The sequence below is a fragment of the Pseudoalteromonas sp. NJ631 genome (genome assembly GCF_000276645.1).
GTDB lineage: Bacteria > Pseudomonadota > Gammaproteobacteria > Enterobacterales > Alteromonadaceae > Pseudoalteromonas > Pseudoalteromonas piscicida.
This window is the reverse complement of record NZ_AKXJ01000003.1, coordinates 289,551-316,060: the sequence shown is the minus strand read 5'-3', so window position 1 is coordinate 316,060 and position 26,510 is coordinate 289,551. Positions and strand designations below refer to the sequence as shown.

Annotated in this window: 26 protein-coding genes; 13 read left to right on the top strand and 13 right to left on the bottom strand. The window is 44.1% G+C overall.

All coding sequences use genetic code 11. The features are described from left to right. Positions 1–437 precede the first annotated feature (437 nt). The 5 genes from accC to cutA all read right to left on the bottom strand — a co-directional run bounded on the left by accC (position 438) and on the right by cutA (position 5,092). Positions 438–1,784 carry an acetyl-CoA carboxylase biotin carboxylase subunit gene (accC, locus tag A587_RS0108270; RefSeq protein ID WP_010368767.1) on the bottom strand — a complete coding sequence of 449 codons (1,347 nt, stop codon included), beginning with the start codon at positions 1,782–1,784 and terminating at the stop codon, positions 438–440. Positions 1,785–1,804: 20 nt separating this feature from the next. Beyond that, on the bottom strand, positions 1,805–2,269 hold the full coding sequence (gene accB, locus A587_RS0108265) for an acetyl-CoA carboxylase biotin carboxyl carrier protein (protein ID WP_017217207.1): 465 nt from the start codon (positions 2,267–2,269) through the stop codon (positions 1,805–1,807). 19 nt (positions 2,270–2,288) lie between these two features. After that, the gene (gene aroQ, locus A587_RS0108260; RefSeq protein WP_010368763.1) at positions 2,289–2,750 is read right to left on the bottom strand and encodes a type II 3-dehydroquinate dehydratase; all 462 of its coding nucleotides are present in this window, start codon (positions 2,748–2,750) and stop codon (positions 2,289–2,291) included. A gap of 195 nt (positions 2,751–2,945) precedes the next feature. Further along, positions 2,946–4,772, bottom strand: a complete 1,827-nt coding sequence (locus A587_RS0108255) for a protein-disulfide reductase DsbD (RefSeq protein ID WP_017217206.1) — start codon at positions 4,770–4,772, stop codon at positions 2,946–2,948. Then, positions 4,772–5,092 carry a divalent-cation tolerance protein CutA gene (gene cutA, locus A587_RS0108250; protein ID WP_017217205.1) on the bottom strand — a complete coding sequence of 107 codons (321 nt, stop codon included), beginning with the start codon at positions 5,090–5,092 and terminating at the stop codon, positions 4,772–4,774. Before cutA ends, A587_RS0108255 begins: the two co-directional genes overlap by 1 nt. A 129-nt stretch (positions 5,093–5,221) precedes the next feature. On the opposite strand from cutA, the gene A587_RS0108240 reads away from it, so the two are divergent. From A587_RS0108240 to A587_RS0108225, 4 genes are all read left to right on the top strand, one after another. Beyond that, positions 5,222–5,734 carry an FxsA family protein gene (locus A587_RS0108240; protein WP_017217203.1) on the top strand — a complete coding sequence of 171 codons (513 nt, stop codon included), beginning with the start codon at positions 5,222–5,224 and terminating at the stop codon, positions 5,732–5,734. 157 nt (positions 5,735–5,891) lie between these two features. Continuing rightward, positions 5,892–6,179 (top strand): co-chaperone GroES, encoded by a 288-nt coding sequence (locus A587_RS0108235; protein ID WP_010368755.1) that lies wholly within the window; start codon positions 5,892–5,894, stop codon positions 6,177–6,179. A 50-nt stretch (positions 6,180–6,229) separates the two neighbouring features. After that, on the top strand, positions 6,230–7,876 hold the full coding sequence (gene groL / locus A587_RS0108230) for a chaperonin GroEL (RefSeq protein WP_017217202.1): 1,647 nt from the start codon (positions 6,230–6,232) through the stop codon (positions 7,874–7,876). Positions 7,877–8,544: 668 nt separating this feature from the next. Continuing rightward, a complete protein-coding gene (locus A587_RS0108225; protein WP_017217201.1) occupies positions 8,545–9,054 on the top strand; it encodes a DUF3016 domain-containing protein in 510 nt (169 codons plus the stop codon). A gap of 69 nt (positions 9,055–9,123) precedes the next feature. Here A587_RS0108225 and A587_RS0108220 read toward each other — a convergent pair whose 3' ends face one another. Next, positions 9,124–9,417, bottom strand: coding sequence for a hypothetical protein (locus tag A587_RS0108220; protein WP_010605837.1), 294 nt, complete (start codon positions 9,415–9,417; stop codon positions 9,124–9,126). 185 nt (positions 9,418–9,602) lie between these two features. Between A587_RS0108220 and A587_RS0108215 the strand changes: the two genes are divergently transcribed. Further along, complete coding sequence (locus tag A587_RS0108215; protein WP_010368721.1) at positions 9,603–9,812, top strand: hypothetical protein; 210 nt, start codon at positions 9,603–9,605, stop codon at positions 9,810–9,812. Positions 9,813–9,905: 93 nt separating this feature from the next. Here A587_RS0108215 and epmB read toward each other — a convergent pair whose 3' ends face one another. Continuing rightward, the gene (gene epmB / locus A587_RS0108210) at positions 9,906–10,922 is read right to left on the bottom strand and encodes an EF-P beta-lysylation protein EpmB (protein WP_026000921.1); all 1,017 of its coding nucleotides are present in this window, start codon (positions 10,920–10,922) and stop codon (positions 9,906–9,908) included. Between the two features lie 42 nt (positions 10,923–10,964). Here epmB and efp point away from each other — a divergent pair, with 42 nt between their 5' ends. Further along, a complete protein-coding gene (gene efp, locus A587_RS0108205) occupies positions 10,965–11,531 on the top strand; it encodes an elongation factor P (RefSeq protein ID WP_017217199.1) in 567 nt (188 codons plus the stop codon). Positions 11,532–11,598: 67 nt separating this feature from the next. Then, positions 11,599–12,573, top strand: coding sequence for an elongation factor P--(R)-beta-lysine ligase (gene epmA, locus A587_RS0108200; RefSeq protein ID WP_017217198.1), 975 nt, complete (start codon positions 11,599–11,601; stop codon positions 12,571–12,573). Here epmA and A587_RS0108195 read toward each other — a convergent pair. The 3 genes from A587_RS0108195 to A587_RS0108185 form a co-directional block, all read right to left on the bottom strand. Beyond that, positions 12,570–13,784 (bottom strand): methyl-accepting chemotaxis protein, encoded by a 1,215-nt coding sequence (locus A587_RS0108195; RefSeq protein ID WP_017217197.1) that lies wholly within the window; start codon positions 13,782–13,784, stop codon positions 12,570–12,572. The two genes, epmA and A587_RS0108195, sit on opposite strands and share 4 nt — an antisense overlap. 93 nt (positions 13,785–13,877) lie before the next feature. Continuing rightward, the gene (locus A587_RS0108190; RefSeq protein WP_017217196.1) at positions 13,878–14,600 is read right to left on the bottom strand and encodes a glycerophosphodiester phosphodiesterase; all 723 of its coding nucleotides are present in this window, start codon (positions 14,598–14,600) and stop codon (positions 13,878–13,880) included. After that, complete coding sequence (locus A587_RS0108185) at positions 14,597–15,460, bottom strand: DMT family transporter (RefSeq protein WP_017217195.1); 864 nt, start codon at positions 15,458–15,460, stop codon at positions 14,597–14,599. The genes A587_RS0108190 and A587_RS0108185 overlap by 4 nt, the downstream gene beginning before the upstream one ends. A gap of 246 nt (positions 15,461–15,706) precedes the next feature. Here A587_RS0108185 and A587_RS0108180 point away from each other — a divergent pair, with 246 nt between their 5' ends. From A587_RS0108180 to rlmB, 5 genes are all read left to right on the top strand, one after another. Next, a complete protein-coding gene (locus A587_RS0108180) occupies positions 15,707–16,687 on the top strand; it encodes a sensor histidine kinase (RefSeq protein ID WP_232288034.1) in 981 nt (326 codons plus the stop codon). After that, positions 16,684–17,286, top strand: a complete 603-nt coding sequence (locus tag A587_RS0108175) for a response regulator transcription factor (protein WP_010605828.1) — start codon at positions 16,684–16,686, stop codon at positions 17,284–17,286. Before A587_RS0108180 ends, A587_RS0108175 begins: the two co-directional genes overlap by 4 nt. A gap of 106 nt (positions 17,287–17,392) precedes the next feature. Further along, positions 17,393–19,579 (top strand): ATP-binding protein, encoded by a 2,187-nt coding sequence (locus A587_RS0108170; RefSeq protein ID WP_017217193.1) that lies wholly within the window; start codon positions 17,393–17,395, stop codon positions 19,577–19,579. A 79-nt stretch (positions 19,580–19,658) separates the two neighbouring features. Further along, entirely contained in the window at positions 19,659–22,148 is a 2,490-nt protein-coding gene (rnr, locus tag A587_RS0108165) for a ribonuclease R (RefSeq protein WP_010368700.1), read from the top strand. Positions 22,149–22,170: 22 nt separating this feature from the next. Beyond that, entirely contained in the window at positions 22,171–22,911 is a 741-nt protein-coding gene (gene rlmB, locus A587_RS0108160; RefSeq protein ID WP_010368698.1) for a 23S rRNA (guanosine(2251)-2'-O)-methyltransferase RlmB, read from the top strand. Between the two features lie 302 nt (positions 22,912–23,213). On the opposite strand, the gene yjjG is transcribed toward rlmB, so the two are convergent. From yjjG to A587_RS0108140, 3 genes are all read right to left on the bottom strand, one after another. Continuing rightward, positions 23,214–23,891, bottom strand: a complete 678-nt coding sequence (gene yjjG / locus A587_RS0108150; RefSeq protein ID WP_017217191.1) for a pyrimidine 5'-nucleotidase — start codon at positions 23,889–23,891, stop codon at positions 23,214–23,216. Further along, on the bottom strand, positions 23,891–24,424 hold the full coding sequence (gene yjjX, locus A587_RS0108145; RefSeq protein ID WP_010368694.1) for an inosine/xanthosine triphosphatase: 534 nt from the start codon (positions 24,422–24,424) through the stop codon (positions 23,891–23,893). The genes yjjG and yjjX overlap by 1 nt, the downstream gene beginning before the upstream one ends. Positions 24,425–24,521: 97 nt before the next feature. Continuing rightward, positions 24,522–25,421 (bottom strand): phosphoribulokinase, encoded by a 900-nt coding sequence (locus tag A587_RS0108140; protein WP_010368692.1) that lies wholly within the window; start codon positions 25,419–25,421, stop codon positions 24,522–24,524. Between the two features lie 135 nt (positions 25,422–25,556). On the opposite strand from A587_RS0108140, the gene A587_RS0108135 reads away from it, so the two are divergent. Beyond that, positions 25,557–26,441: a hypothetical protein gene (locus A587_RS0108135; RefSeq protein ID WP_017217190.1), complete on the top strand. Its 885-nt coding sequence runs from the start codon at positions 25,557–25,559 to the stop codon at positions 26,439–26,441. The last annotated feature ends 69 nt before the right edge of the window (positions 26,442–26,510 follow it).

Here is a 26,510-nt window from a genome sequence, read left to right as displayed (position 1 = left end):
ATCCATGAAGCAATATCCTGTCGGCGTCCTGCCTCCACCTCATCAAGCTGCGAAGCGCTGCTTCGGTCTTGATTCGCCCAACTGAGCTATAGGGCCATTTGCTATAGTAATTTAAAGGTAAATCACTGAAAGCGCAGGCAGTATAAAAATTTTTAACAGGCTTGTCACTATTAAAACGTGAAAAAGTCGGGGCGAATGGATTGATCGCTCAATAATAAGCCAATGTTGTAGCGGTTAGGGTGTTGAGCTGTGCGGATCAGTAAAATGGTGAGGTAAGTACTGGTCTGGTTTTGCAGTGAAAAAAATAGAGTCTCTTAGAATTCGGGTTGGATTTTTGCTGTAAACACAAGATGAGCAAGCAGTAACGTTCGTTGGAAGTAGGGCAGAGATAAAAGAAGCCGGCAATTGGCCGGCCTCTTTTAGGAGAACGAATTAGGTTATTGGTGCATGCCTAGTTTTTTCTCTAGGTAGTGGATATTCGTGCCACCGTTTTGGAAGTTCTCGTCTGACAAGATCTTCTTGTGAAGCGGGGTATTGGTTTTAATCCCGTCAATCACTAGCTCATTCAGTGCGTTTTTAGCACGAGCGATCGCAACATCACGGTTCTCACCATAAGTGATTAACTTACCGATCATTGAGTCGTAATGTGGCGGTACTGTGTAATCAGCGTAAATATGGCTGTCCCAACGGATCCCAAGGCCACCTGCAGGGTGGAAGCGTGTAATTTTACCCGGTGAAGGGATAAAGTTTTCTGGATCTTCTGCGTTAATACGGCACTCGATTGCGTGACCACGGATCACCACGTCTTCTTGTGTGATAGAAAGCGGTTGACCAGCAGCAATCTTAAGTTGCTCTTTGATTAAGTCTACGCCAGTGACCATTTCAGTTACTGGGTGCTCAACCTGAATACGGGTGTTCATTTCAATGAAGTAGAACTCGCCGTTTTCGTATAAGAATTCAAACGTACCTGCGCCGCGATAACCAATCTCGATACACGCACGAGTACAGCGATCACCAATGTACTTACGCATTTCTGCTGTGATCCCTGGTGCAGGAGCTTCTTCCACTACTTTTTGGTGACGACGCTGCATTGAACAGTCGCGCTCACCTAGGTGGATTGCATTGCCTTGACCGTCAGCGAGTACTTGTACTTCGATGTGGCGTGGGTTTTCTAGGAATTTTTCCATGTAAACCATGCCGTTACCGAAGAACTGCTTCGCTTCTTGTTGTGTTAAGGCGATAGAGTTCGCGAGTTCTTTTTCGTTGCGAACTACACGCATACCACGACCACCGCCGCCGCCAGCCGCTTTGATGATAACTGGGTAGCCGATACGCTTAGCGATCTGCGTATTGCGGTCGTTGTCATCGGTCAATGGACCATCAGAACCTGGCACGCAAGGTACGCCTGCTTTTCTCATCGCTTCAATTGCTGATACTTTATCACCCATTAGGCGGATCGTGTCGCCCTTTGGACCGATAAAGATAAAGCCACTTTGCTCAACTTGGTCAGCAAAGTCGGCATTTTCAGAAAGGAAACCGTAACCTGGGTGAATAGCAACCGCGTCTGTGACTTCGGCTGCCGCGATAATACGAGGAATATCAAGGTAGCTTTCGCTTGCCGCAGGTTTACCGATACAAATGGTTTCATCCGCAAGAAGAACGTGTTTTAGGTCGCGGTCAGCTGTTGAGTGCACAGCAACCGTCTTAATACCTAGCTCCTTGCAGGCACGCAATACGCGAAGTGCAATTTCACCTCGGTTTGCAATGACTACTTTATCTAACATAACGTTGACCTTCTGCGTAATTATTCGATGATGAATAGCGGTTGGTCGAATTCTACTGGCTCACCGTTTTCAACTAGGATTGCTTTCACTACACCAGCTTTGTCTGATTCGATCTGGTTCATCATCTTCATGGCTTCAACGATACAAAGTGTGTCGCCAACATTTACTTTTGAACCTACTTCAACGTATGCCGCTGCTGTTGGAGAAGAAGCTGTGTAGAAAGTACCAACCATAGGAGACTTAACTTGGTGACCTGCTGGTGCGCTGCTTTCTGCTGGTGCTGCTTCTACTGCTGCAGGAGCCGCCGCTGGTGCTGCTGGTGCAGGTGCCGCTGGAGCTGCCATGTATTGTTGAGGTTGCGCATAAACTGGAGCACTGCTGTGGCGATTGATACGTACTGACTCTTCACCTTCAGTGATTTCTAGCTCTGCAATACCTGATTCTTCTACTAGCTCGATAAGTTTTTTGATCTTGCGAATATCCATACAATGACCCGCCTGTTAGTTAATTTGAGTTATTTTGTTTTCGCAATTGCGCTAACGCTGCATCAAATGCAGCACGATAGCCCAACGCGCCTAATCCACATATCACGCCTTCCGCCACATCAGAAAAATAAGACTTGTGACGAAATGGCTCTCTGGCGTACACATTGGTGATGTGTACTTCATAAAAAGGGATGTCCACACTGAGTAAAGCGTCTCGAAGGGCAATGCTCGTATGGGTAAATGCGGCGGGATTAATGATAATCGCATCGCATTGTTCATATTGAGCGTGAATAGCCTCGATTAGCTGCGCTTCACTATTACTTTGAATGTGTGACAAGCTGACTTGCTGTGCTTCTGCATATTCAGTTAATGCGTCAACAATTTCGTTGAGAGTCTGCGTGCCGTACTTGTGCGGCTCACGGCGACCTAGCATATTTAAATTAGGGCCGTTTACTAATAAAATCTTTAATTTTGCAGACATATTACGCGAACTTCCTTTAACTAAAGCATTAGCCAAAAATTTAGACTGTATGGCTTGTTAACTTAAGCCGAATTCCAGCAAATAGCAAATATTTCTCCATTTCGTGGAGTATTATAGAGAGTTCGAGGTAAATAGCAGCAAAATACTGGTCTAATCAGAAGGGAAGAGGGGCAAACAAGCTTGCCCCTAAAATGGTTACTTTGCGTCCTGCTTGGCCTTTTCTAGGTGGGCAGCAAAGTCTTTTGCGTCTAAAAAGCCTGTGATGCGGTGTGCTGGCATCTCATTACCTTGGCTATCAAAGATTAAAATAGTCGGTAAACCAAACACCGTAAATGCTTCCATGATCTCTTGGGTGTTGTCATTGGCCTTGGTCAAGTCGAGCTTTAATAGCTCATAATCTTTGAACTGTGCTTGTACTTCAGGTTTCGGGAAAGTGTATTTTTCAAACTCTTTACACGCAACACACCACTCTGCGTATAAATCAACGATAGGCACTTTGCCTTTAGCATTGGCCTCAGCAACGGCGACTTTAAGCGCGGCTAAGTCAGGTAGTAACTTAAACTTCTGCTCTCCGGTAACGGTCTCGGTTTGAGTCGATGCAGTACTTACAACAGCTGCAGGTGCTGGAAACAGGTTTGTTTTTAATGCATATAAGCCAACAATAAACAGGGTGATCGCAAAGCCCCATAATGTGGTTTTACCTTTGCCTGCCTGTAATTGGCTTTGCCAATAATGCAAATAGAGTGCTGTCGCTACGGCGAGGCCACCGGCAAGTGAGATAATCACTGTCGCATCAAGTATGCGCTCTAAAAGGATAAGCGGTACGAAGAGCATCACAAAACCAAATAGCGTTTTGACCTGATCCATCCAGCCTCCTGCTTTTGGTAGTAATTTTCCACCTGAGGTACCTAGCAGTAATAGCGGTAGGCCCATGCCCAAGCTAAGTGCGTATAGCGTTACCGCGCCCACAACATAATCACCACTTTGCGCGACAAATAATAGCGCGCCAGAAAGTGGAGCTGTGGTGCAAGGCGATGCAATAAGTCCAGAAAGCACACCCATAATGAATACGCCCCAGTAATTGCCGCCTTTTTGTTTGTTACTGAGCTGAGTGAGTTTATCCATCATGCCGCTAGGTAAACGAATTTCGTAAACCCCAAACATAGATAGCGCGAGTGCGACGAACAATATACTAAAGCTGATAAGTACCGCTGGATGCTGCAAGTAGCCTTGAATTTGGCCACCGAAATACGCAACGACTAACCCAAGCGTAGCGTAAGTGACCGCCATACCTTGCACATAGACAAAAGATAGACTGAAGGCTTTTTTAGTCGATAGACCTTGTTGACCAGCAATGAGGCTCGACAAAATCGGGAACATCGGGAATACACAAGGGGTAAAGGCAAGGCCAATACCAAGGCCAAAGAACGTCAAAATATTCGCAAGTAAGCTGCGCTGCATTAACTGCTCAGTGAAAGACAAATTATCGTCATCCACAGGCGCGCTTTCGCTTTGAACTTCTGCTTTTGTCTTTGGTACTTTTGTTTCAGGAGCTTTGGTTGAGGTGGTCTTTGGCTTTTCTCCGGCAATCGTGCTTAGCGGCACTTCAACAATTTCTGGCGGATAGCAAAGTCCAGCTTCGGCGCAGCCCTGATAGCGTATTTTTACGATTGCACCTTGCTCGATATTACTGAGCTTAGAGATAACAGATAAGTTATTAAAGTAGACTTCAGTGCGACCAAAAAACTCATCTTCAATCATCTTTCCTTGCTCAAGCTCCGGCACTTGGATGTCGGCTTGTTTGGCGATAATTTGAAGATTCTTCTTATATAAGTAATAGCCGTCGGCGATGTCCCAACCCACAAACAAGGTGTTGCCTTGTTGGTCAAAATCGAACTTGAATGCTTCTTTTACTGGTAAAAAAGTTTGTTGTTTAGGAGCCAGTAAGCTGTCTAGCACTGCATTGTTTGCTTGCGCGGGAAACCACATCAGCAATGAGAAAAGAACTACTAAGAGTCGCATTACAATAATACCTCGTCCATCCATTTGAAATAAGCTAAGTTGCCGCTGGTTACGTCCACGACTTGAATTTCTGGAACATCATAACTGTGTAGTTCACGAATCGCGGCCATCACTTGCTCTAGTTTTTCGGATTTTGTCTTGATTAACAGCTTGGTTTCTTGTGCATGTTCAACCTGACCTTCCCAAACATAAATAGATTCCACTGCTGGGATTAGGTTCACACAAGCTGCAAGTTTTTGCTCTACAAGTTGCGTTGCAATCTTACGCGCTTCTGCAACTGAATCGCATGTAGATAAGACGAGTTTATATCTTACGCCCATTGCCATTTCCATTTTAGGGTTAGTAATGGCATCTTAGCGGATAGCGCCTCTTTTCTAAAGCGTCTTACTTGTATCGCTTGAATTAAGACCTTTGCACCCATATTTATCTTTCGTAGATTTGGAGAAAGTATGTTTAGATTCTTATTTATTTTATTTATCGCTATTCCGATTATTGAAATTGCTTTGCTGATCCAAGTCAGCGAGGTGATAGGCGGTTTTGCTACCATTGCGCTTGTAATTGGTACCGCTATTTTAGGGGCAAGACTAGTGAAACAGCAGGGTCTTGGCGCTTATGTCAACGTGCAGCAACAGATGTCTCGTGGGCAATTGCCTGCACAAGATTTATTTACCGGTTTGTGTGTGATTATTGCCGGCGTGCTATTGATGACGCCTGGGATCATGACCGATGTATTAGGCTTTTTACTGTTAACCCCAGCCGTCAGAAAAAAGCTGGCGCAGTCGCTTTTAGCCCATGCCACCGTAAGAGTGCAAACAGGCATGCACTCAGGTCAGTCACCGTTTGCTAATCAATCACGCGACGAGCGTGCGGATCAGCAGGAAGAAATTAGAGATCCATTTAAAAATCAATCGGGTAGAAATTCTTCAACAACGATTGAAGGTGAATACGAAAGAAAAGACTAAATTTTTTTGGTTTTTTCTCTTGGGTTTTAATTTGCCCATCCCCATAAATGAAAGCAATTAAAATTGCGTGTGTTAACCACAACCTGTGGATGTAACACCGCCTTAAAAAAAGCATTATTTCTGTCATTGTTCAGAAACTGTTAGGAGAACTATATAAATGAACATTCGTCCTTTACATGATCGCGTCATTGTTAAGCGTCTTGAAGAAGAAACAAAGTCAGCTGGCGGCATTGTGTTAACTGGTTCTGCAGCTGAAAAGTCTTCACGTGGTGAAGTAGTTGCAGTAGGCAACGGCCGCGTGTTGGACAATGGTGAAACTAAAGCACTACAAGTAAAAGCTGGCGACACAGTGTTGTTCGGCTCTTACATCGAAAAAACTGAAAAGATCGAAGGTCAAGAGTACCTGATCATGCGCGAAGATAACATCTTAGGCATCGTAGAATAATTAATACTTTTTAGTTTAATCGACAACAGAATTTAAGAGGAATTTATAACATGGCAGCTAAAGAAGTTCGTTTTGCAGGTGACGCTCGTACAAAAATGCTAAAAGGCGTAAACGTACTAGCAGACGCAGTAAAAGTAACACTAGGTCCTAAAGGCCGTAACGTTGTTTTAGAAAAGTCATTCGGCGCACCAACTATCACTAAAGACGGTGTATCTGTTGCGAAAGAGATCGAGCTTGAAGATAAGTTCGAGAACATGGGCGCACAAATGGTTAAAGAAGTTGCGTCTAAAGCTAATGACGCAGCGGGTGACGGTACTACAACTGCAACGGTTCTTGCGCAAGCTATCGTGAACGAAGGTCTTAAGTCAGTTGCTGCGGGTATGAACCCAATGGACCTTAAGCGTGGTATCGACAAAGCAGTTATCGCTGCTGTTGAAGAGTTAAAAACGCTTTCAGTGCCTTGTTCAGACGCAAAAGCGATTGCACAAGTTGGTACGATTTCAGCTAACTCTGATAAAGAGATTGGTGACATCATTGCAGAAGCAATGGAAAAAGTAGGTCGCGAGTCTGGTGTTATCACTGTAGAAGAAGGCCAATCACTACAGAACGAATTAGATGTAGTTGAAGGTATGCAGTTTGACCGTGGTTACCTTTCTCCGTACTTCATCAACAACGCTGAAAAAGGCCAAGTTGAGCTAGATAACCCACATATCCTTCTAGTAGACAAGAAGATCTCTAACATTCGTGAACTTCTACCTACACTAGAAGCTGTTGCTAAAACAAGCAAGCCGCTACTAATCATTGCTGAAGACCTTGAAGGTGAAGCGCTGGCAACTCTGGTTGTAAACAACATGCGTGGTATCGTGAAAGTTGCTGCGGTTAAAGCGCCTGGCTTTGGTGACCGTCGTAAAGCGATGCTACAAGATATCGCGACACTAACTGGTGGTACGGTTATCTCTGAAGAAATTGGCCTTGAGCTTGAGAAAGCTACGGTTGAGGACTTAGGTACAGCTAAGCGCGTGGTTATCACTAAAGATGATACAACTATCATCGACGGTGCTGGCGAGCAAGAAGCAATCGATGGTCGCGTATCTCAGATCAAAGCACAAATCGAAGAAGCAACTTCTGACTACGACAAAGAGAAACTACAAGAGCGCATGGCAAAACTTGCAGGCGGTGTAGCAGTAATCAAAGTTGGCGCAGCAACTGAAGTTGAAATGAAAGAGAAAAAAGACCGCGTAGAAGATGCGCTACACGCAACTCGCGCAGCGGTTGAAGAAGGTGTAGTACCTGGTGGTGGTGTTGCGCTAGTTCGCGTTGCGAGCAAGCTTGAATCGCTAACTGGTGACAACGAAGACCAAAACCATGGTATTAAAGTGGCACTTCGTGCGATGGAAGCACCACTTCGTCAAATCGTTTCAAACGCAGGTGACGAAGCATCAGTTGTGGTTAACGCAGTTAAAGCTGGCGAAGGTAACTACGGTTACAACGCTGCAACTGGCGAATACAGCGACATGATCGAAATGGGTATCCTAGACCCAACTAAAGTAACGCGTTCTGCACTTCAGTTCGCAGCATCAGTTGCTGGTCTAATGATCACCACTGAAGCGATGGTTGCTGAAATTCCAAAAGAAGAAGCTGCTGGTCCAGATATGGGCGGCATGGGCGGAATGGGTGGCATGGGCGGCATGATGTAATAAACATCATCTCCTAAGCACTACACGCTTTAGAAAAACCCTAACAGTTTGATGTTAGGGTTTTTTTATGTCTTTAATTTGCTAAAGCTTCATCATTTTTGGGGTATTGATTAAACGCCCATTTGTTGTAAAAAATGTGCTTTTATGACTATTCATTTTAATATCCATTCAGCGTCAACAACGAATACATCAACACCTACACAACTGCTTGCTGCGCCCGTAAAAAAGAAGCCAGAACCTAATCAGGTTAAAGAGATACCAAAGAGAAACAAGTATCTGACGAGTCTGTGTCTATTGCTGCATTTACAGGTGATGCACCGAGCAGTTCACCATACAGCGCTCTACTTAATCCTGAGGACTTTGATTACATCCGTTTGAGAACGATTTACCCTAATTTCGGTCTTACTAACTATAAGCTAACTTGAACGCTAGCAATTGTGATTCCTTAAGAGTGCTTTAACTTTGTTTTTAATAGCCCCGAAAACCTACATTGCTTTTGAGAAAGCACTGCTCTAGGGTGGAATAGTATTAGTGAACTTAGTTTTTCATTCAGTTAGCTAACTAACTTTTGTGTACAGCTTTAGGTTGGTTATGTAAATGTAGTCAAATGTCACACTGCGTAAAAGGGTGTGATCTTGCTTTACTTCGCACAATGAAGGAGTAAGGTGATGGTAGAGTTTGAAGGAGATCCAAAGATGAAAACACAAATTGCAATACTTGCTTTATTTATGACTCCCTTGTTTGTCAATGCAGGTGAGGTCGCTGTGACTTGGAAGGACTTTAAAGAGTATCGCGATGTTAAACCAGGTAATGAAACCCGAGGTTCATTTCATAAACGGGTTGAAAAGCAACTACAGAAGCACCTAGAAGAATTAGCGACTAAATTACCCGAGGGCTACAAGCTCGCAATTACCTTTGATGAGATAGACCTTGCTGGTGATGTTCATTACGGTACCACTGATATTCGGGTGATTAAACCAATCCATTTCCCCCGTTTTGAAATTAGCTATAAGTTAACAGATAAGTCAGGTAAAACCATCGCAGAGGAAAATAGCGTGACCTTAAAAGATATGTCGTTCATGGATAGAATAAAAAGAGGCATGGACGAAGCTTTTTATTATGAAAAGCGTCTTTTAACTGACTGGTTTGAAGATGACTTAATGAAGAAAGTTAGTTAATTAACCGGCATTAGCCTTGAGATAAGCTTACACGCAGCGGCTAAGCTGCGTGTTTGGTTAGCTAGTTGGCTATTTAAATGTAGCCAGTAGCTGTAATAAGGATTGTAGCTTTTTCACAACCAGTGCGAGTTTTTGCTCGTCAATTTCTTCAGTTGTCGATAGGCCTTCAACGTCGGCTGCAACATCTAAAACATAAGGTTTAAAGCGTTTTGCTTCAAACGTAAACCCCGCTTCTTCTGTAAATAGCGCTTTAAACTTACCATGACCTTGCTGCTGCAATTCATCGAGTTTTTTATCCGCATCTAGTGCTTGGCGGTATATGATCTTGAGATTTTCATTGAGTTTTTCGATAACGGCTTGCATGGTCAGTCCTAATCGCCCTACTAAAAGCGCTTATTTTAAGGGTTTCATTTACAAATGTCAGGTGTAAATCTACCCTTTTATAAGTAGTACAAAGGAATTGGAAATTTATCTCGTAATTTATCCTAAAGGTTTAAATTTATACGCCGATAACCAATTTGATCCATCAAAAAGTCAGGTAATCACTTATGAATATTTCCGGAAGTAACCTACCTGCTATGTCTGGAGCTGGTCAAAGCGGTGAAGTATACAGCGCCGTTTTGGCAAAAAAGCAACAGAAAGCAGATGGACAAGCCGCGCTTGCTTTAATTGAATCTGCGGGCAGCAGTGCAGCAGCACAAACGCCAGCTAAATCAGTGACAGCAACGCTAGGCAACAACATCAATACATATGCGTAAGCTTATGTCTGATGGCACGTTGTCTTCGGCATGTCCGATAGATATGTGCAAAGCAATCGGTGCTAGGGTCATTAGCACCGATTTTTTGCTATTTTAGTCTAGTAAATTTAAGTCAATCGGCGTTTTGCTTGGCTGACCACCAATTTCTCGCACCAATTTGGGCACCAAGAATCCCGGCAGCACTTCTAAAAGCTCAGCCATTATCGCCTTGGCTTCACGCTCTTCTACATCAAAATGACTAGCGCCTTCTACCTTATCGAGTAAATGTAAATAATAAGGCAGTATATCTGCATCGAACAGGGCTTCACTCAGTTGAGCTTGGGCCGCAACATCGTTATTAATTCCTTTAAGTAGCACAGCTTGGTTTAGCAAAGTCACATTGGCTTGTTTAAGCCTTTGCATTGCGGCTTTAAAGGTATCATCGATTTCATTTGCATGATTAATGTGATTTACCAAAATTACCTTTAAATGACTCTTTGTTAAACGTAGGCACAATTCCTCGGTTATTCTCGCTGGGATCACTACCGGTAAGCGACTGTGAATACGCAAACGTTTGATTTGTGGTATAGCCTCTAATTGTTCTAGCACCCAAGCTATCATGTCATCTTTGGCCATCAGCGGATCACCGCCACTTAAGATCACCTCATTGATTTCAGGATGGGCGCGCAAATAATCAAATACAGGCTCTAAGGTGCGTTTGTTGACCTGATTATCCTGATAAGGGAAGTGGCGTCGAAAACAGTAGCGGCAGTTGACCGCACAACCAGTTTTGAGCATGAGTAATACCCTAGAGCGGTACTTATGTAACAAACCAGGTACAGGCGCGTCTTGTTCTTCGAGTGGATCTTTACTAAATCCCGCTTCAGTTAAATATTCCTGATGTACAGGTAACACTTGTAATAGCAAGGGATCATGACGATCTCCGTGGCGCATTTTAGCGATAAATGGGCGAGGTACTCGCATAGGAAACAAGCGCTTAGCTGCAAAGTCTCGTGCATCAAACTGGTCATGCAACCCCAAGATGTTGAGTAGCTCTTGTGGGTCAGTGACAACATTTGCTAATTCTTTTTGCCAGTTAGTCTGCAAATTTACTTCATTTATTTGTATCATTAGCAGGTTAATTACTCGAATATACGTAGATTAGAGGATACGATGGCGAATTATAGCACCAACGAGTTCAAGGGCGGCCTAAAAATTATGATGGACGGCGAGCCTTGTTCTATCTTAGAAAATGAAATGGTCAAGCCTGGTAAAGGACAAGCGTTTAACCGCGTTAAAATCCGTAAGCTTATCTCAGGTAAAGTACTAGAGAAAACATTTAAGTCTGGCGACTCAGTGGAAGGCGCAGACGTAATGGATACTGATCTAGCGTATTTATACACTGATGGTGAGTTCTGGCATTTCATGAACAACGAAACATTTGAGCAGATCGCAGCTGATGAAAAAGCACTTGGCGATAGCGTAAAATGGTTGGTTGAAAATGACGTTTGTACTATCACACTGTGGAATGGTAACCCAATCGCAGTAACACCACCTAACTTTGTTGAGCTTGAGATCACTGAAACCGATCCAGGCCTGAAAGGCGACACTGCGGGTACTGGTGGTAAGCCAGCAACGCTGAGCACAGGTGCTGTTGTTCGTGTTCCTTTGTTCGTTCAAATTGGTGAAGTGATCAAAGTTGATACGCGTAGTGGCGAATACGTAAGCCGCGTAAAATAATAGCGTAAAGCAATTTACGATGTTTTATAAATCCCAGCATGTTGCTGGGATTTTTTTGGAGTAAACAATGACGGTGAACAATTGGCAGCCAAGTGCAACGATAGAGACGCTTAGGCAAAGGGCTGCGATTTTAGCGAAGATACGGCACTTTTTTGCTGCTCGTGATGTGATGGAAGTCGACACGCCAAGCCTTTCTCAAGCCTCAGTGACCGATCCTCACTTAGATACTTTCCATACTCGATTTGTTGGCCCAAATCACAGCCAAGGTTTGCCTTTATTTTTACAAACGTCACCTGAGTATGCGATGAAAAGACTACTTGCCGCGGGTAGTGGTGCGATTTTTCAATTATGTAAGGCTTTTCGTAACGAAGAGTCAGGGCGTCATCACAATCCAGAATTTACGATGTTAGAGTGGTATCGTCCGGGCTTTGACGAATTTGACTTAATGGCAGAAATCGATGAGTTGATGCAGATGTTATTGGACTGTCCAGCTAGTGATTCGATGACTTACCAGCAAGCCTTTGAGACCCATCTTGGATTTGACCCTTTAAGCGTGTCGCTGACGGAATTGAAAGCGCACGCCAATAAATACGGTTATGGTGATATTGCAGCTATCGAGAATAATCCAGATACTTTACTGCAATTGCTATTTTGCATGGAAATTGAGCCTAAAATCGGTCAGCAGCAACCTTGTTTTGTTTATCACTTTCCGGCATCGCAAGCGGCACTGGCAAAACTTAACCCGAAAGACAATCGCGTTGCAGGGCGTTTTGAGCTCTATTACCGCAACATGGAACTCGCCAACGGATTTAACGAATTGACGGATGCAGTAGAGCAAAGAGCGCGTTTTGAGCAAGATAACCAACTCAGAGCTGAGATGGGATTGCATCCAGTGCCGGCTGATGAGCGGTTATTGGCTGCACTTGACGCAGGCGTCCCCGATTGTGCTGGTGTTGCACTGGGAATAGATAGGCTAGTCATGCTGGCGCTAAACAAAGCGAGTATCAGCGAAGTGCTCACATTTGATGTTTCGCGGGCTTAGCGCCGCGAAACAAAGCGAGTAAGTTCTTTTTGAGTGGTTTCTGTGAGCTTTTGGGCACTTTGGCATTCAGCTAACGCGCCATCAATTTGTGATTTAGATTGCTGACCCAGTTCGACAATTTGTTGCACTGCTTGGTGGGTATGTTTTTGCGTTTCTTCAAGTTGGTGTACCGCACTAACGATTTCTTCTAATTGCGCTTGATTGCGTTCAAAGTCATCACTCATCGAAATAAAGCCTTGAGAGGTATCGCTGATGGCTTTCTCTGCTGAGCTTGAATGAGAAATCAATTGTTCTGATTCTTGATTGGTTTCACCGACTAGCACGTTCATTTGATTGATAAAATCGCTGATCTGGCGGGTGGCCGCATTAACCTTGACCGACAGCGCACGAACTTCATCGGCAACCACTGCAAAGCCACGCCCGGCTTCACCTGCTCGAGCTGCTTCAATTGCTGCATTGAGCGCAAGCAAGTTGGTTTGGTCAGAAAACTCTTCAACCATTTTTAGAATGTTGCGAATATTCTCACTATTTTCTTTCAGGCCTGAAACCGTCGATGAGAAGTTACCTAGTAGCGTGGTGATTTGTTTTACTTCAGCGACAAGCTTAGTTAACGACTGTGATGAACCGCGAACAAAGTGCAAGCTTTCAGTGTTGGCCTGATAAACCTGATCGGTATTGTGCACAATACTTTGTAAACTGTGACTGACCTGATCGGAAGCGGCAATAATCGTGTCACCTTGGCTCAGCTGCTGCTGTCCATACTTTGCGGTACTTTGCATGGAGCTGGTGATATCGCGGTTGCTTTGTGTCGCCGCAGCGGCACTTTCGTATGTTTTTTCCAATAAGAGACTAAGGTGGGTGGTAAAGGTGTTGTACTGCTCGCTTAAATCTCTAAATTCGTCATAAGTGAATTGTGGCAGTTTCGCATCTAAGTTACCGTCTTGGCGGTTAACACGCTCCAATGACTCTTTCATCGCTTGTACAGGTCGCACGATTAAAAAGCGCATATAGAAGACGGTAAACGCAAACGCAGCAACAATCACAATGGTGATCAGCCAAAATAGCCCCATATTCGCGCCAGATTGGGATAGCTCCGAATACAACCAAAATAAACTAATTGCTTGAAAGAGAAGTAAAAAGCCTAAATTGCCAACAATTTTGCGTGTTAGGGTAAAGAAAAACGTCTCTTCTAAAAAATTATAAATGCGCATATATAAACTCATATTGGGCTCATCATTGTGCCACTTTATTTGTCTCAGTATAGATGAGCTAAATGGAATAACAATGCTAAAGCGATCAAGCAGTTACTCAATTGGGGTGGCGTAGGCGCCAATGCCCTGTAAATACATTTTGGTTTGGCATGGAAAGTTGGTGAAAATACCATCTACCCCGAAATCTAGCATCATATCTATGTCTTGTTGTTTATCGACCGTATAAGCAAATACCTTTAATCCGCGAGATTTTGCGTCCAACACATATTCATGATTAATAAAGTTTTTGTCCATATGAATACTGTAGGCATGGAGCGATTCGGCAAATTGCGCATAATGAATTGGGATCGAAGCGGTTAACGCGCCAATTCTTACCCAAGGTAATTTTTGCTTTAGCCACAATAGTTGATGATGGTCAAAAGAGGAGATGAGTAGCTGCTCTCTGGTGATCACGCCTTGCTGAATATGTTCTTCAATATAGGTAACGAATTTATCTAGGCCAAAGGTATGCTTCAGTTCTAAATTGATATCTGTCTGTTTGCCTATCGTGGCGAATACTTGCTGCAAGGTGGGAATTGATTGCCCTTTACCGGCATCAAGCGTGGCAAGGTAGGCTTGAGTTTGTTCATTGACTCTACCCACGCCGTTGGTGGTTCTGTCTAGCCAAGTGTCGTGGATAATGGCGTAATCATCCGCGCAACTTTGCACATCCAACTCAATACCATCAACGCCAATATGGAGAGCCGCTTCTATTGCAGCAAGTGTATTTTCTGGATAGCTGCCACTGGCTCCACGGTGCGCTAAGACTTGAATCATGCTTTTTTCCTTGTAATAGACCAAGTTTCAAAACAGGCTGCACTAACGACCAACAACCCGCCAAGTAATGTTGTAAGTGTCAACGTCTCGTGTAACAGAATATAAGCTAATAGCGTTCCATACAATGGCTGTAAACAAGAAATTAACCCTGCAGTGGTGGCAGATAAATAACGTAGGCTAGAGGCAAACAAGGCGTGTGGAATTGCCGTAAATATTGCTCCTGCAAGCAAGATTAACCAGATGTTTTCTGTGGATACTTGCTGAATTGGCACTTCCACAAATGCTAACAGCATGAGGCATGCAACAAGCGTTTGATAAAGCATTGTGTGTGGGCCGCTATAGTGAGAAAAGAAGCGCTTTTGGAGCAAGTTGCGTAGCGCAAAGAGTGCGCCCGAGAATACGCCGGTAATAATCCCCAAGGTAACTTGGTTGCCAAGGTTCGCTTCTGGTACTAACAGATAGATACCAAATAACACCGCGCTCGCACTGATAAAATCTTTTAGCTGTACACGGCTGCGAGTGAAAAGTGGCTCTAAAAAAACGGTGATCACGGGGTAGGTGAAAAAGGCAATGATCCCAACTGCAATTCCCGCCATCTGCATGCCTGCAAAGTAAGTCACCCAATGGAGTCCCACGATGACACCAAGAACTAAAGCCGTTAGATAATCTTTTTTATGTCTTAATTTTATCGGCTGCCGTTGTATTTTGAGTAAGAGGAGTAGCACAACGAAAGCAACGGCGGTACGGTAAACGGTGATATCCAGTGCTGAGAGTGAAATTAATTTTGAAAATAATGCTGTTCCACCAAATAATAAAACGGCACTATGGAGCGAGAGCAAAGCGGATTGTTGTGGGCGCATATTGAGTATTAGAACTGTTTTTTAGCAGTCTATCATTTAATCGCTTTGAGATGACAAGATTGTTGACACTTGTCACTCAACATTCTGCGCTTAAACGTAAATAATAATAAAAAGAGTGAACCAGAGAAGCTTGTGTCCATAACCACAGAATTTACCCTAGTTGAGAAACGGCGCTCATTTTGGAATGCCGGACCCCTTATATTTTCAACCTTTTATTTTTTCCCATTGATATTTAATTGGGCGCAATTGAGTGTAGTTAATATTGCGTTACAAGTTGTTGTTTACTTTAGCTTTGTCGTGCTCTATTGGCAGAGTATTACAAAAACGGGCAATGCGTTGGTGATGAATTTAGTGCTGATGGCTGGGCTTTGTGTCGCGGGTAGTTGGGTGACGACTGGGACGAGTTCATTATTTGGCTTTATTGCTTTTTTCTGCGGTTTTAATTTTCTGCCTCGCTATAAAATCATTGCGATGCTAATCATCATTGCGCTGGTATTGCTAACGGCTAAATTTATCGCGACCCAGCAAACGGTTTATTTCTTGATGCCAGCTCTATGTGTGGCATGTGGACTCTTTATTTTTGGTTGGATGTCACACCGAGAGCGAGTACATCAGGAGTTGCAGAGGCAAAGTGAAGAGGAAATTAAGCGATTAGGCGCCGTGGCTGAGCGGGAGCGTATAGCGCGCGACCTACATGATTTACTTGGTCATTCACTCAGCTCGATAGCATTAAAAGCAGAGCTGGCGAGTAAATTTGCTGCTGCAAATGCATTAGATCAAGCGCAATCAGAAGCGCAGCAGGTTGCAGACTTAGCGAGAGAAGCACTAAGCGAAGTGCGCCAAGCCGTCACCGGCTACCATCAGCTAGCGCTTGATGCTCAGCTGCACATTTTGGCATCGAGGCTAAAAGATAAGGGCATTGCCGTAACTCTAGAATTGCAGGCGGTCACTTTAGATAAAGTAAGCGAAGCCTGTTTGTGCTTTTTTGCTAAAGAAATATGCACCAACATTATTCGTCACAGCGACGCGGATAAGGTTTGCTTCAAACTACGACAAACTGACAATAATGTCTTTGTAGAAATTAAAGATAATGGCTCTATAAAGTCCATAAAAGAAGGAAATGGTTTAATGGGGATCCGTACCAGACTGAAAGAATGTGGTGGCCAATTATTTTATCACACTGAACAGGGCGGATACTTTAAGGCGGTACTAGGGGAAGTAGGATGATCAAAGTTTTTATTGTTGAAGATCAAGCATTAGTAAGAGGAGCTATCGCGGCATTATTGAGCTTAGATAGAGAGATTGAAGTGGTTGGCGAGGCTGAAAATGGTCAAGTTGCAAAGGAAAAGTTAGCAAAGTTAACGCCTGATATCGTGCTAACGGATATTGAAATGCCACAAGTCACTGGTCTTGAACTTGCTCAGCACTTACAACAAAAAATGCCAGACACAAAAGTGGTTATCATGACGACCTTTTCTAAGGCGGGTTATATTCGCCGCGCGATCACTTTAGGGGTAAATGGTTTTGTATTAAAAGAAGCCCCAAGTGAGTACTTGCTATCAACGCTGAAAAAGGTCATGAATGGATATAAGGTTATTGACCCAGAGCTTGCTTTGTACGCTTTGGAAGATGCTGATCCACTTACAGATAAGGAGCGAAAAGCGTTACGTTTGGCTAGTGAAGGGTTAAAAACCGCTGAAATCGCAGGGCAGCTATTTTTGAGTGAGGGAACTGTGAGGAATTATTTATCTGACGCTATCGCAAAATTACATGCGACAAACCGAGTAGATGCAGCAAGAATTGCTAAGCAAAAAGGGTGGCTGTAACTCGGTGTAATAGCATATATCCAGTTAATACTTCAAAATCATGCTGTGCGGTAATATACTGCACCATCCGCTAAGTAATAATAATGTATTAATTTTGAGTGCAATAATGGATCCTAAATTACTTATTCAAGTTACCGCAATAACGACTGTGGTCTGTACAGTTTTTATGGCCGTAAACTGGTTTATTAATAAAGGCCTACCAGGCACTCGAGATTGGCTTATTTTCATTGCGCTTACCGCAATTGGATGTGGCTTGTTGGCCGCCTATACGCTTCCCATTACGTTCTCAATTTTTATTCCCAATCTCACTATCGCATTTGGACTTTTTTATCTGGCTCGTGGTGTTGATGCGTTTTTTAGTGTGAAAAGCAATTACATGCCTTGGTATGTATTAGCCGCATTGGGCATTCCGAGTTTTACTTACTTTTTGTACGTGGATTTTAATTTTATCGCTCGCGTCGGGATCAACTACTTAGTCTGGGCGATGGCGATGATTTATTGTCTACGGGCTTTGAATAAAGGACAAAAGTTATTATCGAAGGAATTTAGTGCAGCACATTGGGCGTTTGGTCTATCGTGCTTGAGTTTACTGGCCGTGTTTACTTTTAGAGTAGTCATGCTTGGCGGCTATTCAGTGACAGACAGCCTTGTTTCGGCAAATTGGGTTAATCAGTTTTTTGCTGTCTCTGTGAGCACGATGCCGCTGCTGTTGTGTTTTTCTTTATGCCTGTTATGTAGCAGCCGTCGTGAAAAAGAACTCTGCCTGTTAAAAACTGCTGCTGAGCAGTCAGCGCAAGTAAAAGGACAATTTTTAACGTTATTAAGTCATGAACTGAGAACACCACTAAACGCCATTGTGGGTCACGCAGAATCACTTAAAAAAGTGCCACGTGAGCCCAATCGCCATGCTCAATTATGCGATGTTATCGTCCACGCCGCGATGTCGATGTCAGACTTAGCCAATCAAGTATTATTGCAAGCGAAAGGGGAATATGCGGCGCAAAATCGCGTGCCTGTCTCGCTTTATAGTCTTTCGCAAGAGTTAGTTCGCCTCTTACAGCCGCTGGCATTGGCTAAAGGGTTGAGTTTGAGGGTCGAGGTTAAAGGCCTGTATCCACAGGACGTTCATGTCGTCGAGCAAGATACATTGTCTTTGGTACTTAGAAATCTGCTCTCGAACGCGATTAAGTACACAGATAAAGGTATTATTACGCTGATCCTTGAAGGTACAAGTCGCGCTGAGGATAAGCAAACTATCCGCTTTGCAATTAAGGATACAGGCAAAGGACTGACTGAAGTACAAATGGAAAAGATCTTCGAACCCTTTGTCACATTAAATACCGAACAATCCATCTCGCAAAGTGCAGGATTTGGGTTGGCGTTATGCAAGCAACTGCTGCAAGGGCTAGACTCTGAGCTTAACGTCGACAGCAAGCTTGGCAATGGCACTGTGTTTAGCTTTGAGTTAGATTGCCAGTGTAGTGATTCACCGTTACAGAGCACGGAATTTAATACAGAGAAGCTAGCACTCAATGTGCTTGTTGTTGAAGATAACGCCATGAATATTGATGTGATCAGCACCTATTTAAACGATATGGTGAGTGAGTTTTCTATTGCTAAGTGCCTCGCAGAAGCTGAGGTCGCGCTATTAGAACACAATTTCGATATTATTTTGTTGGACATGCGACTGCCAGATGGAAATGGTCTTGAGTGGTTTAAAGAGGGCTTCAACGAAATTGGCTTTACCTCCAGCGTTAAGGTGATAGCGTTAACGGGTGATGGCGATCCTGAGTTGAAAAGGCGATGCCTCCGAGCTGGCATGCAGGACTGTTTAACTAAGCCTATCATGCCAAGCCGTTTATATGCGGCACTGGAATGTGCGACTGTAAAAACAACGTCTCGCTTGGAATGTAAGACTCTGATTGAACAATCAAAATTTATGGATCTCGCAAACCGTGAAAGTTCAGGTGTGCTGGCGACGAAATTGATGTATTTAGCAGATCGATTTGAGTACGAAATTGCGCAAATTAAAGGACTCACAGAGTTGAATGTAACTGACTTAGCCGTTGATAAGCTTGCCTACATTGAAAATGAAGCACTGGAGCTTGGCATGGTGAATTTTGCCGAGCTTGTTCAAGCAGCAACTGCGCAGCTAAGTTACTCGGAAGAGCAAGTTGATTGGGACGCTCTCGCTATGGTTGCTAGACGCTCAGTTGAGCGTTTATTAGAACTTCATGCTCAAATTACAACACTGGAGTCGGTATCAAATTCAGTGGTTAATCTATCTGCATAAAAAGATTCATCGATCTTGGCCTAGGTCATTAGGCTATTTTGGGTTAAAATAACAGCATAGCTTATTTAACAAGACAGTAATGCCAAAACAGGATCCCTATCTCGATAGAGAACAGCAAAAATACGACAATCCAGTACCTAGTCGCGAATTTATCTTAGAACACATTAAAAGCGCGGCCAAACCACCTTCTTTCTCTCAATTGTGTAACGATTTAAAAGTGCAAGACGAAGAACGTCAAATTGCGCTTAAACGCCGCTTGCGCGCAATGGAGCGAGACGGTCAGCTGCACTTCAATAAATTTAAGTGTTACACCATTCCAAGTGATGATGGTCTAGTCAAAGGCCGCGTTGTTGGACATCGTGATGGTTTTGGCTTTTTAGAAGTGGAAGGCGAACCCAAAGATTGGTTTATCACTAAGTATCAAATGGAGCGTGTGCTGCATGGCGATTGGGTGTTAGCGAAGGCTGGCAGTCGAGGCTCTGGTGGTAAGGTGGAAGCGCGCATTGTGCGGGTACTTGAAAAAGAGCGTGCGCCAGTCGTCGGTCGTTATTTTGTTGAGTTTGGCATGGCAGTTGTGGTGCCAGAAGACCCTCGCATTACTCAAGATATCATCATCGTACCTGGTCAAGAAAATGGTGCTCGCCATAATCAAATGGTGCAGGTAGAGATCACTCAAAGCCCTAGCAAACAAATGAATGCAATGGGTAAAGTACTTGAGGTGCTCGGCGATCATATGGCACCGGGTATGGAAATTGAGGTGGCACTTCGCAATCATGACATTCCTCATGAGTGGCCAAGTGAAGTAGAAGCACAAGTTGCAAATCTTGGTGAGTTTGTTGAAGAGTCAGCCAAACAAGGCCGAGTTGACCTGCGCGATTTACCGTTAGTGACCATAGATGGTGAAGATGCCCGTGACTTTGATGATGCCGTATATTGCGAGCGTAAAAAGTCAGGAGGTTGGCGTTTATGGGTTGCTATTGCGGATGTGTCTCATTATGTCGGCAAAGGCACTGCGCTTGACAAAGAAGCGATTGAGCGTGGTAACTCAGTGTATTTTCCTGAGCAAGTTGTGCCAATGCTACCTAAGGTGCTATCGAACGGTTTATGTTCATTGAATCCGAAGGTAGACCGTTTATGTATGGTTGCGGAAATGACCGTGTCCGAAGCGGGTCGTTTGTCTGGCTACCGTTTTTACGAAGCTGTGATGAACTCTCACGCTCGTCTTACTTACACCAAAGTCCATGCGATTTTACAAGGTGACGAAAAGCTCAGAGCGGATTATCAGCCTCTTGTGCCTCATCTAACTGAGCTCCATAACATGTATATGGCGCTGAAGGCTGCAAGGCAGGAGCGTGGTGCAATTGAGTTTGAAACCCTAGAAACGCGCTTTGTATTTAATGCTCATCGGAAGATTGACTCTATCGTGCCTGTGGTTCGTAACGACGCCCACAAACTCATTGAAGAGTGCATGATCTTGGCGAATGTGTCAGCAGCAAAGCTGTTGGAAAAACACGAAGCCCATAGCTTGTACCGTGTTCATGATGAGCCAGATCCTGAAAGATTGAGCCAATTTAGACAATTCTTGCAAGACTTGGGTATTGAAAGCCAATTACCTAACGATCCGTCGCCAGAGGAGTTGACCCAAGCGCTTGAGTCATTGGGAGATCGCCCTGAAAAAGAATTGATCCAAACTATGTTACTGCGCTCAATGAAGCAAGCGGTATATCAGCCAGAAAATATTGGCCACTTTGGTTTGGCATTAAAAGCCTATGCACACTTTACCTCACCTATTCGCCGTTATCCGGATCTGGTGGTACACCGCGCAATCAAAGGTATTTTACAGCAGCAACAACAGCCAGTAAGTGGCGCTTACATCTACAATGAAGATGAAGTGAAACAACTGGGCGAGCAGTGCTCGATGACAGAGCGCCGCGCTGATGACGCCACTCGTGAAGTCGCTGATTGGCTAAAATGTGAATTTATGCAAGATCACGTTGGCGATGAATTTACCGGTGTGATCTCATCGGTCACCAACTTTGGATTATTTGTGAGGTTAGACGATCTACAGATTGACGGAATGATCCATGTGAGCAATTTAGGGCATGAGTATTTCCACTTTGATGGTGCAAAGCAATGTCTGATTGGTGAGCATAGTCGCACGGTGTTTAGACTCGGCGATAAACTTACTGTTGTGGTTGCTTCAGTTAGCTTGGACGATCGTCGCATCAACTTAGCCTTAGCTGAAGAAGGTCAGCAAGACAGATATGCAAGGCGTCGAAAATCGCCAAAAAGCACAGCAAGTAGTGTTCGTGAGCAGCTAAAAACGGGTAAAATCCCGGGAGCTAAGCGCCGTGACGGTGAAACGTCTGGTCGCGATAAAGATAATAAAGGCGATGACAAAGCCAAAAAGCGCAAAAGAACGACCCCTAAGGGTGAGCTCAAACAGGCGAAAAAGGCAGGCACGCTGAAGTCGAAGAAAAAATCGACGAGTAAAAAAGCCAAAGCGGCAAAGGGCAAAGCAAAACGCCCAGGTAAAAACGAAAGAAATCGTAGCAAAAAAGCGCAATAGATTATAAAGCGGGAGCTTTAACGTGAGTAACGAATTAATTTTTGGCTTTCATTCAATCGAAGCCATTTTGAATAACGCGCCGGAGCGCTTTTTAGAAATTTATGCACTAAAGGGACGTGAAGATCAGCGTTTAAATCAAGTCGTAAACGATGCCCGTAAGTTTGGTATTTCAGTGCAGTTTATGCAGCGAAAAGCGCTTGATAACAAAGCGAATGGTGAGCAACATCAGGGCATTATTGCCAATGTTAAAGCGGCGCGCGCATACAATGAAAAAGATCTTGATGAGATCATTCAAAGAGAAACCACGCCGTTTTTCTTAGTGTTGGACGGAGTTACCGATCCTCATAACTTAGGTGCATGTCTGCGTAGTGCTGATGCAGCAGGTGTACATGGTGTTATCGTACCAAAGGATAAGTCTGCAAAGCTAAACGGCACTGCAAGAAAAGTAGCGTGTGGCGCTGCAGAAACGGTTCCGCTTATCCAAGTAACCAATCTTGCTCGTACGTTGCGTGATATTAAAGAAGCCGGTGTGTGGGTTGTGGGTACTGCAGGTGAAACCGATACAGCTGTTTTTGATGCAAACCTGACTGGGCCTATGGCCATTGTAATGGGCGCCGAAGGCGATGGCATGCGCCGTTTAACTCGAGAGCATTGCGATGAGCTGGTTAAGATCCCGATGGTAGGTAGCGTGTCTAGCTTAAATGTATCGGTTGCGACCGGTGTTTGTTTATTTGAAGTGTTAAGACAGCGCTCAGCACTTTAATCACTTAATAAGCGCCGGCTTTCACGGCGCATCTTCAAAAGTTTTAAGAGCTCGCAAGGTAAACTTGCTCCTACACGATTCTGTCTGAGGCAGGAGCCGATTTATTCGGCGAGCTTTTAAGACCCGCAAAGTCAGCATGCCACACAGGTCTACCTTTGGTAGGAGCCGATTTACTCGGCGAGCTTTCAAAACCCGCAAGGTAAACTTGCCCCACACAGCGCTACCTTTGGTAGGAGCCGATTTATTCGGCGAGCTTTTAAAACCCGCAAGGTCAGCTTACTCTCACACAATTGTACAGGGTATTACCCCATTAAAATCCCTTGCAACTCTCTCAGAGACTCTACGGTATAGGTTGGCTTGATATGGTCGGGGCAGACTTTGCCATCATGCTTTAACCAACAGCTATCAATCCCAAAGCGGTTTGCGCCTAAAATGTCACTCGCTGGTGTGTCGCCAACCATTAATACTTTGGATTTATCAGGGTTCCCCAACAGCGCTAACGTATGCGCAAAAATACTCGGATCTGGTTTTGCTTTACCTACCAACTCAGAGATCACCACTTCAGAAAAACGATCCACAAGGCCGGTATGTTCCAATCTTTTTTGCTGAAGCGCGGCAAATCCGTTGGTAATAATAGCCAAAGTACATTGGCCTTTCAGGCTGTCGAGCAGGGCTTTAGCTCCCGGTAACGGTTGGCAAATTTCAGCCATCGCTGCCAAGAATCCCGCGTTGAGTGTTTCTGGCGCGATATCGAGTTTTTCAGCCCAGCGGCTAAAGCGCGTTACCTGAAGTGTTTTTGCGTCAATTTCACCATTTTGATACTGCACCCAAAGTGACGCATTTAAGCTGTTGTACTGCTCATAGTCCTCGTCAGTGAATACAACGTCATATTGAGTAAACAGCGTTTGTAATCCAAGCTTGGCATTAAAGCTAAATAAGGTTTCGTCAGCATCAAATAAAATATGTGTGTAGTTCGGCATTATAAATACATCTCAGGGTGATTAAAGGGCGCCATCGCGAGCAATAAGGCTTGCGTGTAGCTACTTTCTCTGGTGGCAAGATGGTTGGTTAGTAGACCTATAGCACCGCCTTGTTGCTTGATATTAGTGGTGTTGAACAGGTCATCCATTACATGCCCTAGCTCTTCACCTTGTTCAAGGCGTGTATAGACCGATGCCGGTAGAGGCAAATTACAACTACGGCCGACACTTGTACGACGGTTATCCGCAATGACGACATAAGCAAAAGTAGCTGCACCGTATTCAAATTTGGCAGCACCTCCTTCCATGGCACAATAAAAATCGGCTTGATGATGTTGCTGTAAGTAAGTAACACGATTCTCTGCGCCTTCGCGGGTGGCTTGTTCACCTAAAGGCTGATCCGCAACGAGACTCGGCGCTGAGATACCCTGACAGTCAATTTTTGCATTGGGAAAGTACTGCGCAAAGATGGTTTTTGCAGCATTGATTTTTACTGGGTTTTTAGACCCCACTAAAATGGTAAGCACGTCCATATAACAACTACTCGTGATGCCCTAAAAGGCGTCAGTGTAAAGTGTGATATGGAGCGATGCAAGGAAGCTATTATTCCTTATCAAAACATAAGCTGGGTTAAATCGGTAAATCGACTGGCGCCATATTCTCAAGGGCACGTTTCTTTACTAATAATTCTTTGATAAGTGGAGTCAGTACTAACTCCATTGCCAATCCCATTTTTCCACCCGGCACAACTAACGTGTTTACGCGAGACATAAAGCTGCCTTCGATCATTTGTAAGTAGTAAGGGAAATTAACATCTTCGATGCCACGAAAGCGAATAACCACAAAACTTTCGTCTAATGATGGTATGTCTTTAGCACTGAATGGGTTAGATGTATCGACGGTGGGCACACGTTGAAAGTTAATATGCGTGCGAGAAAACTGGGGAGTAATGTGATTAATGTAGTCATCCATTGAGCGCACAATTGACGTCATGACGGCTTCTTTGGAGTGGCCGCGCTCATTGGTATCGCGAATGAGCTTTTGGATCCACTCAAGGTTGATGATAGGTACCATGCCAATCAATAAATCAACATTGCTGGCCACATCATATTCGGGGGTCACGACACCACCGTGCAGCCCCTCATAAAACAGCATATCGGTGTTTTGTTCTAGTTCTTGATAAGGAGTAAAAGTGCCCGGTAGCTGATTAAATGGCACGGCATCGTCAAACGTATGAAGGTAGCGACGGACTTTGCCATTGCCGGTTTCGCCATAGCTTTTGAATAGACTTTCTAATGCGCCGAAGTCATTGGCTTCTTCACCAAAGTAGCTAATGTGCTTACCTTCTTGCAGCGCTTCGCGACGCAATTTATCCATTTCTGGGCGAGTGTAGCGATGAAAGCTATCGCCTTCGACATAGGCGGCTTTGGTATTAAGACTGCGGAATATGTGTTTTATCGCGCTTGTCGTTGTTGTAGTGCCTGCGCCTGAACTACCAGTAATGGCGATAATAGGGTGTTTGTCTGACATAAATCTGCCTTAGCTTTCATCATCCGTTAATTCGATGTTACGCGAAGCAAAGTTTTTGGCAAGCTTTGCTTGAGGGCGAGTGTTGGGTATCATAGCGGGGTGATATAACTACAATGAAAAATCAAAGGAACGTCCATGCCCATTTCAATGCGTGTGAAGCTCGCAGTTTGTCTATTCGCTTTCGCGTCCTGTTTACCTGCGTATTCAGCCATGCCCAAAAGCCAAATTTGGCTAGCTGAATTAGGTGAACATTTCAGTGCTAAACCAATTACTGAAAACACCGCATATTTTAATCAGCCGCTAGTGACTGATTCTGGGGTTTACTATACCGCGGAAGTAAGCGCTGATGGCAATAGCCAAACGGACCTGTTTTTTTACGACTTGCAAAGCCAAAACACAACCAACCTCACGCAATCCCCTGTCTCCGAATATTCACCCACACTGCATCCTAATGGAAAAGGATTAACGACGATTGTGGTTGAGGGATCCGGTAAGCAAAAACTGTGGTTTTATCCGTTTGATCAGGCGACAAAACCGAGTCGTGTTTTTGAGCATATTGAACCTGTTGGATATCATGCCTGGGGGAGCAACCAAGATCTGATTATGTTTATTTTAGGTGCGACTGAGAGTGCTCCGCATACCTTACAATACACAGATATTAACGGTCATTTACCACAAATTCTTGCTGAAGATATTGGCCGAACTTTGTCTTACAACCGTGCGCGTGACGTGTTTGCTTTTACTTATCAAGTCAATGGTTTGATGTGGTTCGCAACCTACCATAGAGAGAGCGATCATATTCAGCGATTTTTTGCTCTTCCCAGTCAAGTGCAAGATTATACTTGGTTGGATGATAACAAAGTGGCGTACTCATTGGATAACAAGATTTATTACCGAGATTTAAATGCGCCTAAAAAAGTCCACTTATTAAGAAACTTAAGAAGTTACTGTCAGACTTCAATTTCTCGCTTGAGCTTTTTTGATAACAAGCTGGCATTTGTATGCTACCGCCAAGACTGACAATAACAAATTGAGTAGAATGCTCGATGCGATGCGATGCGATGCGTAGACAACAACCATAGGAAGAGA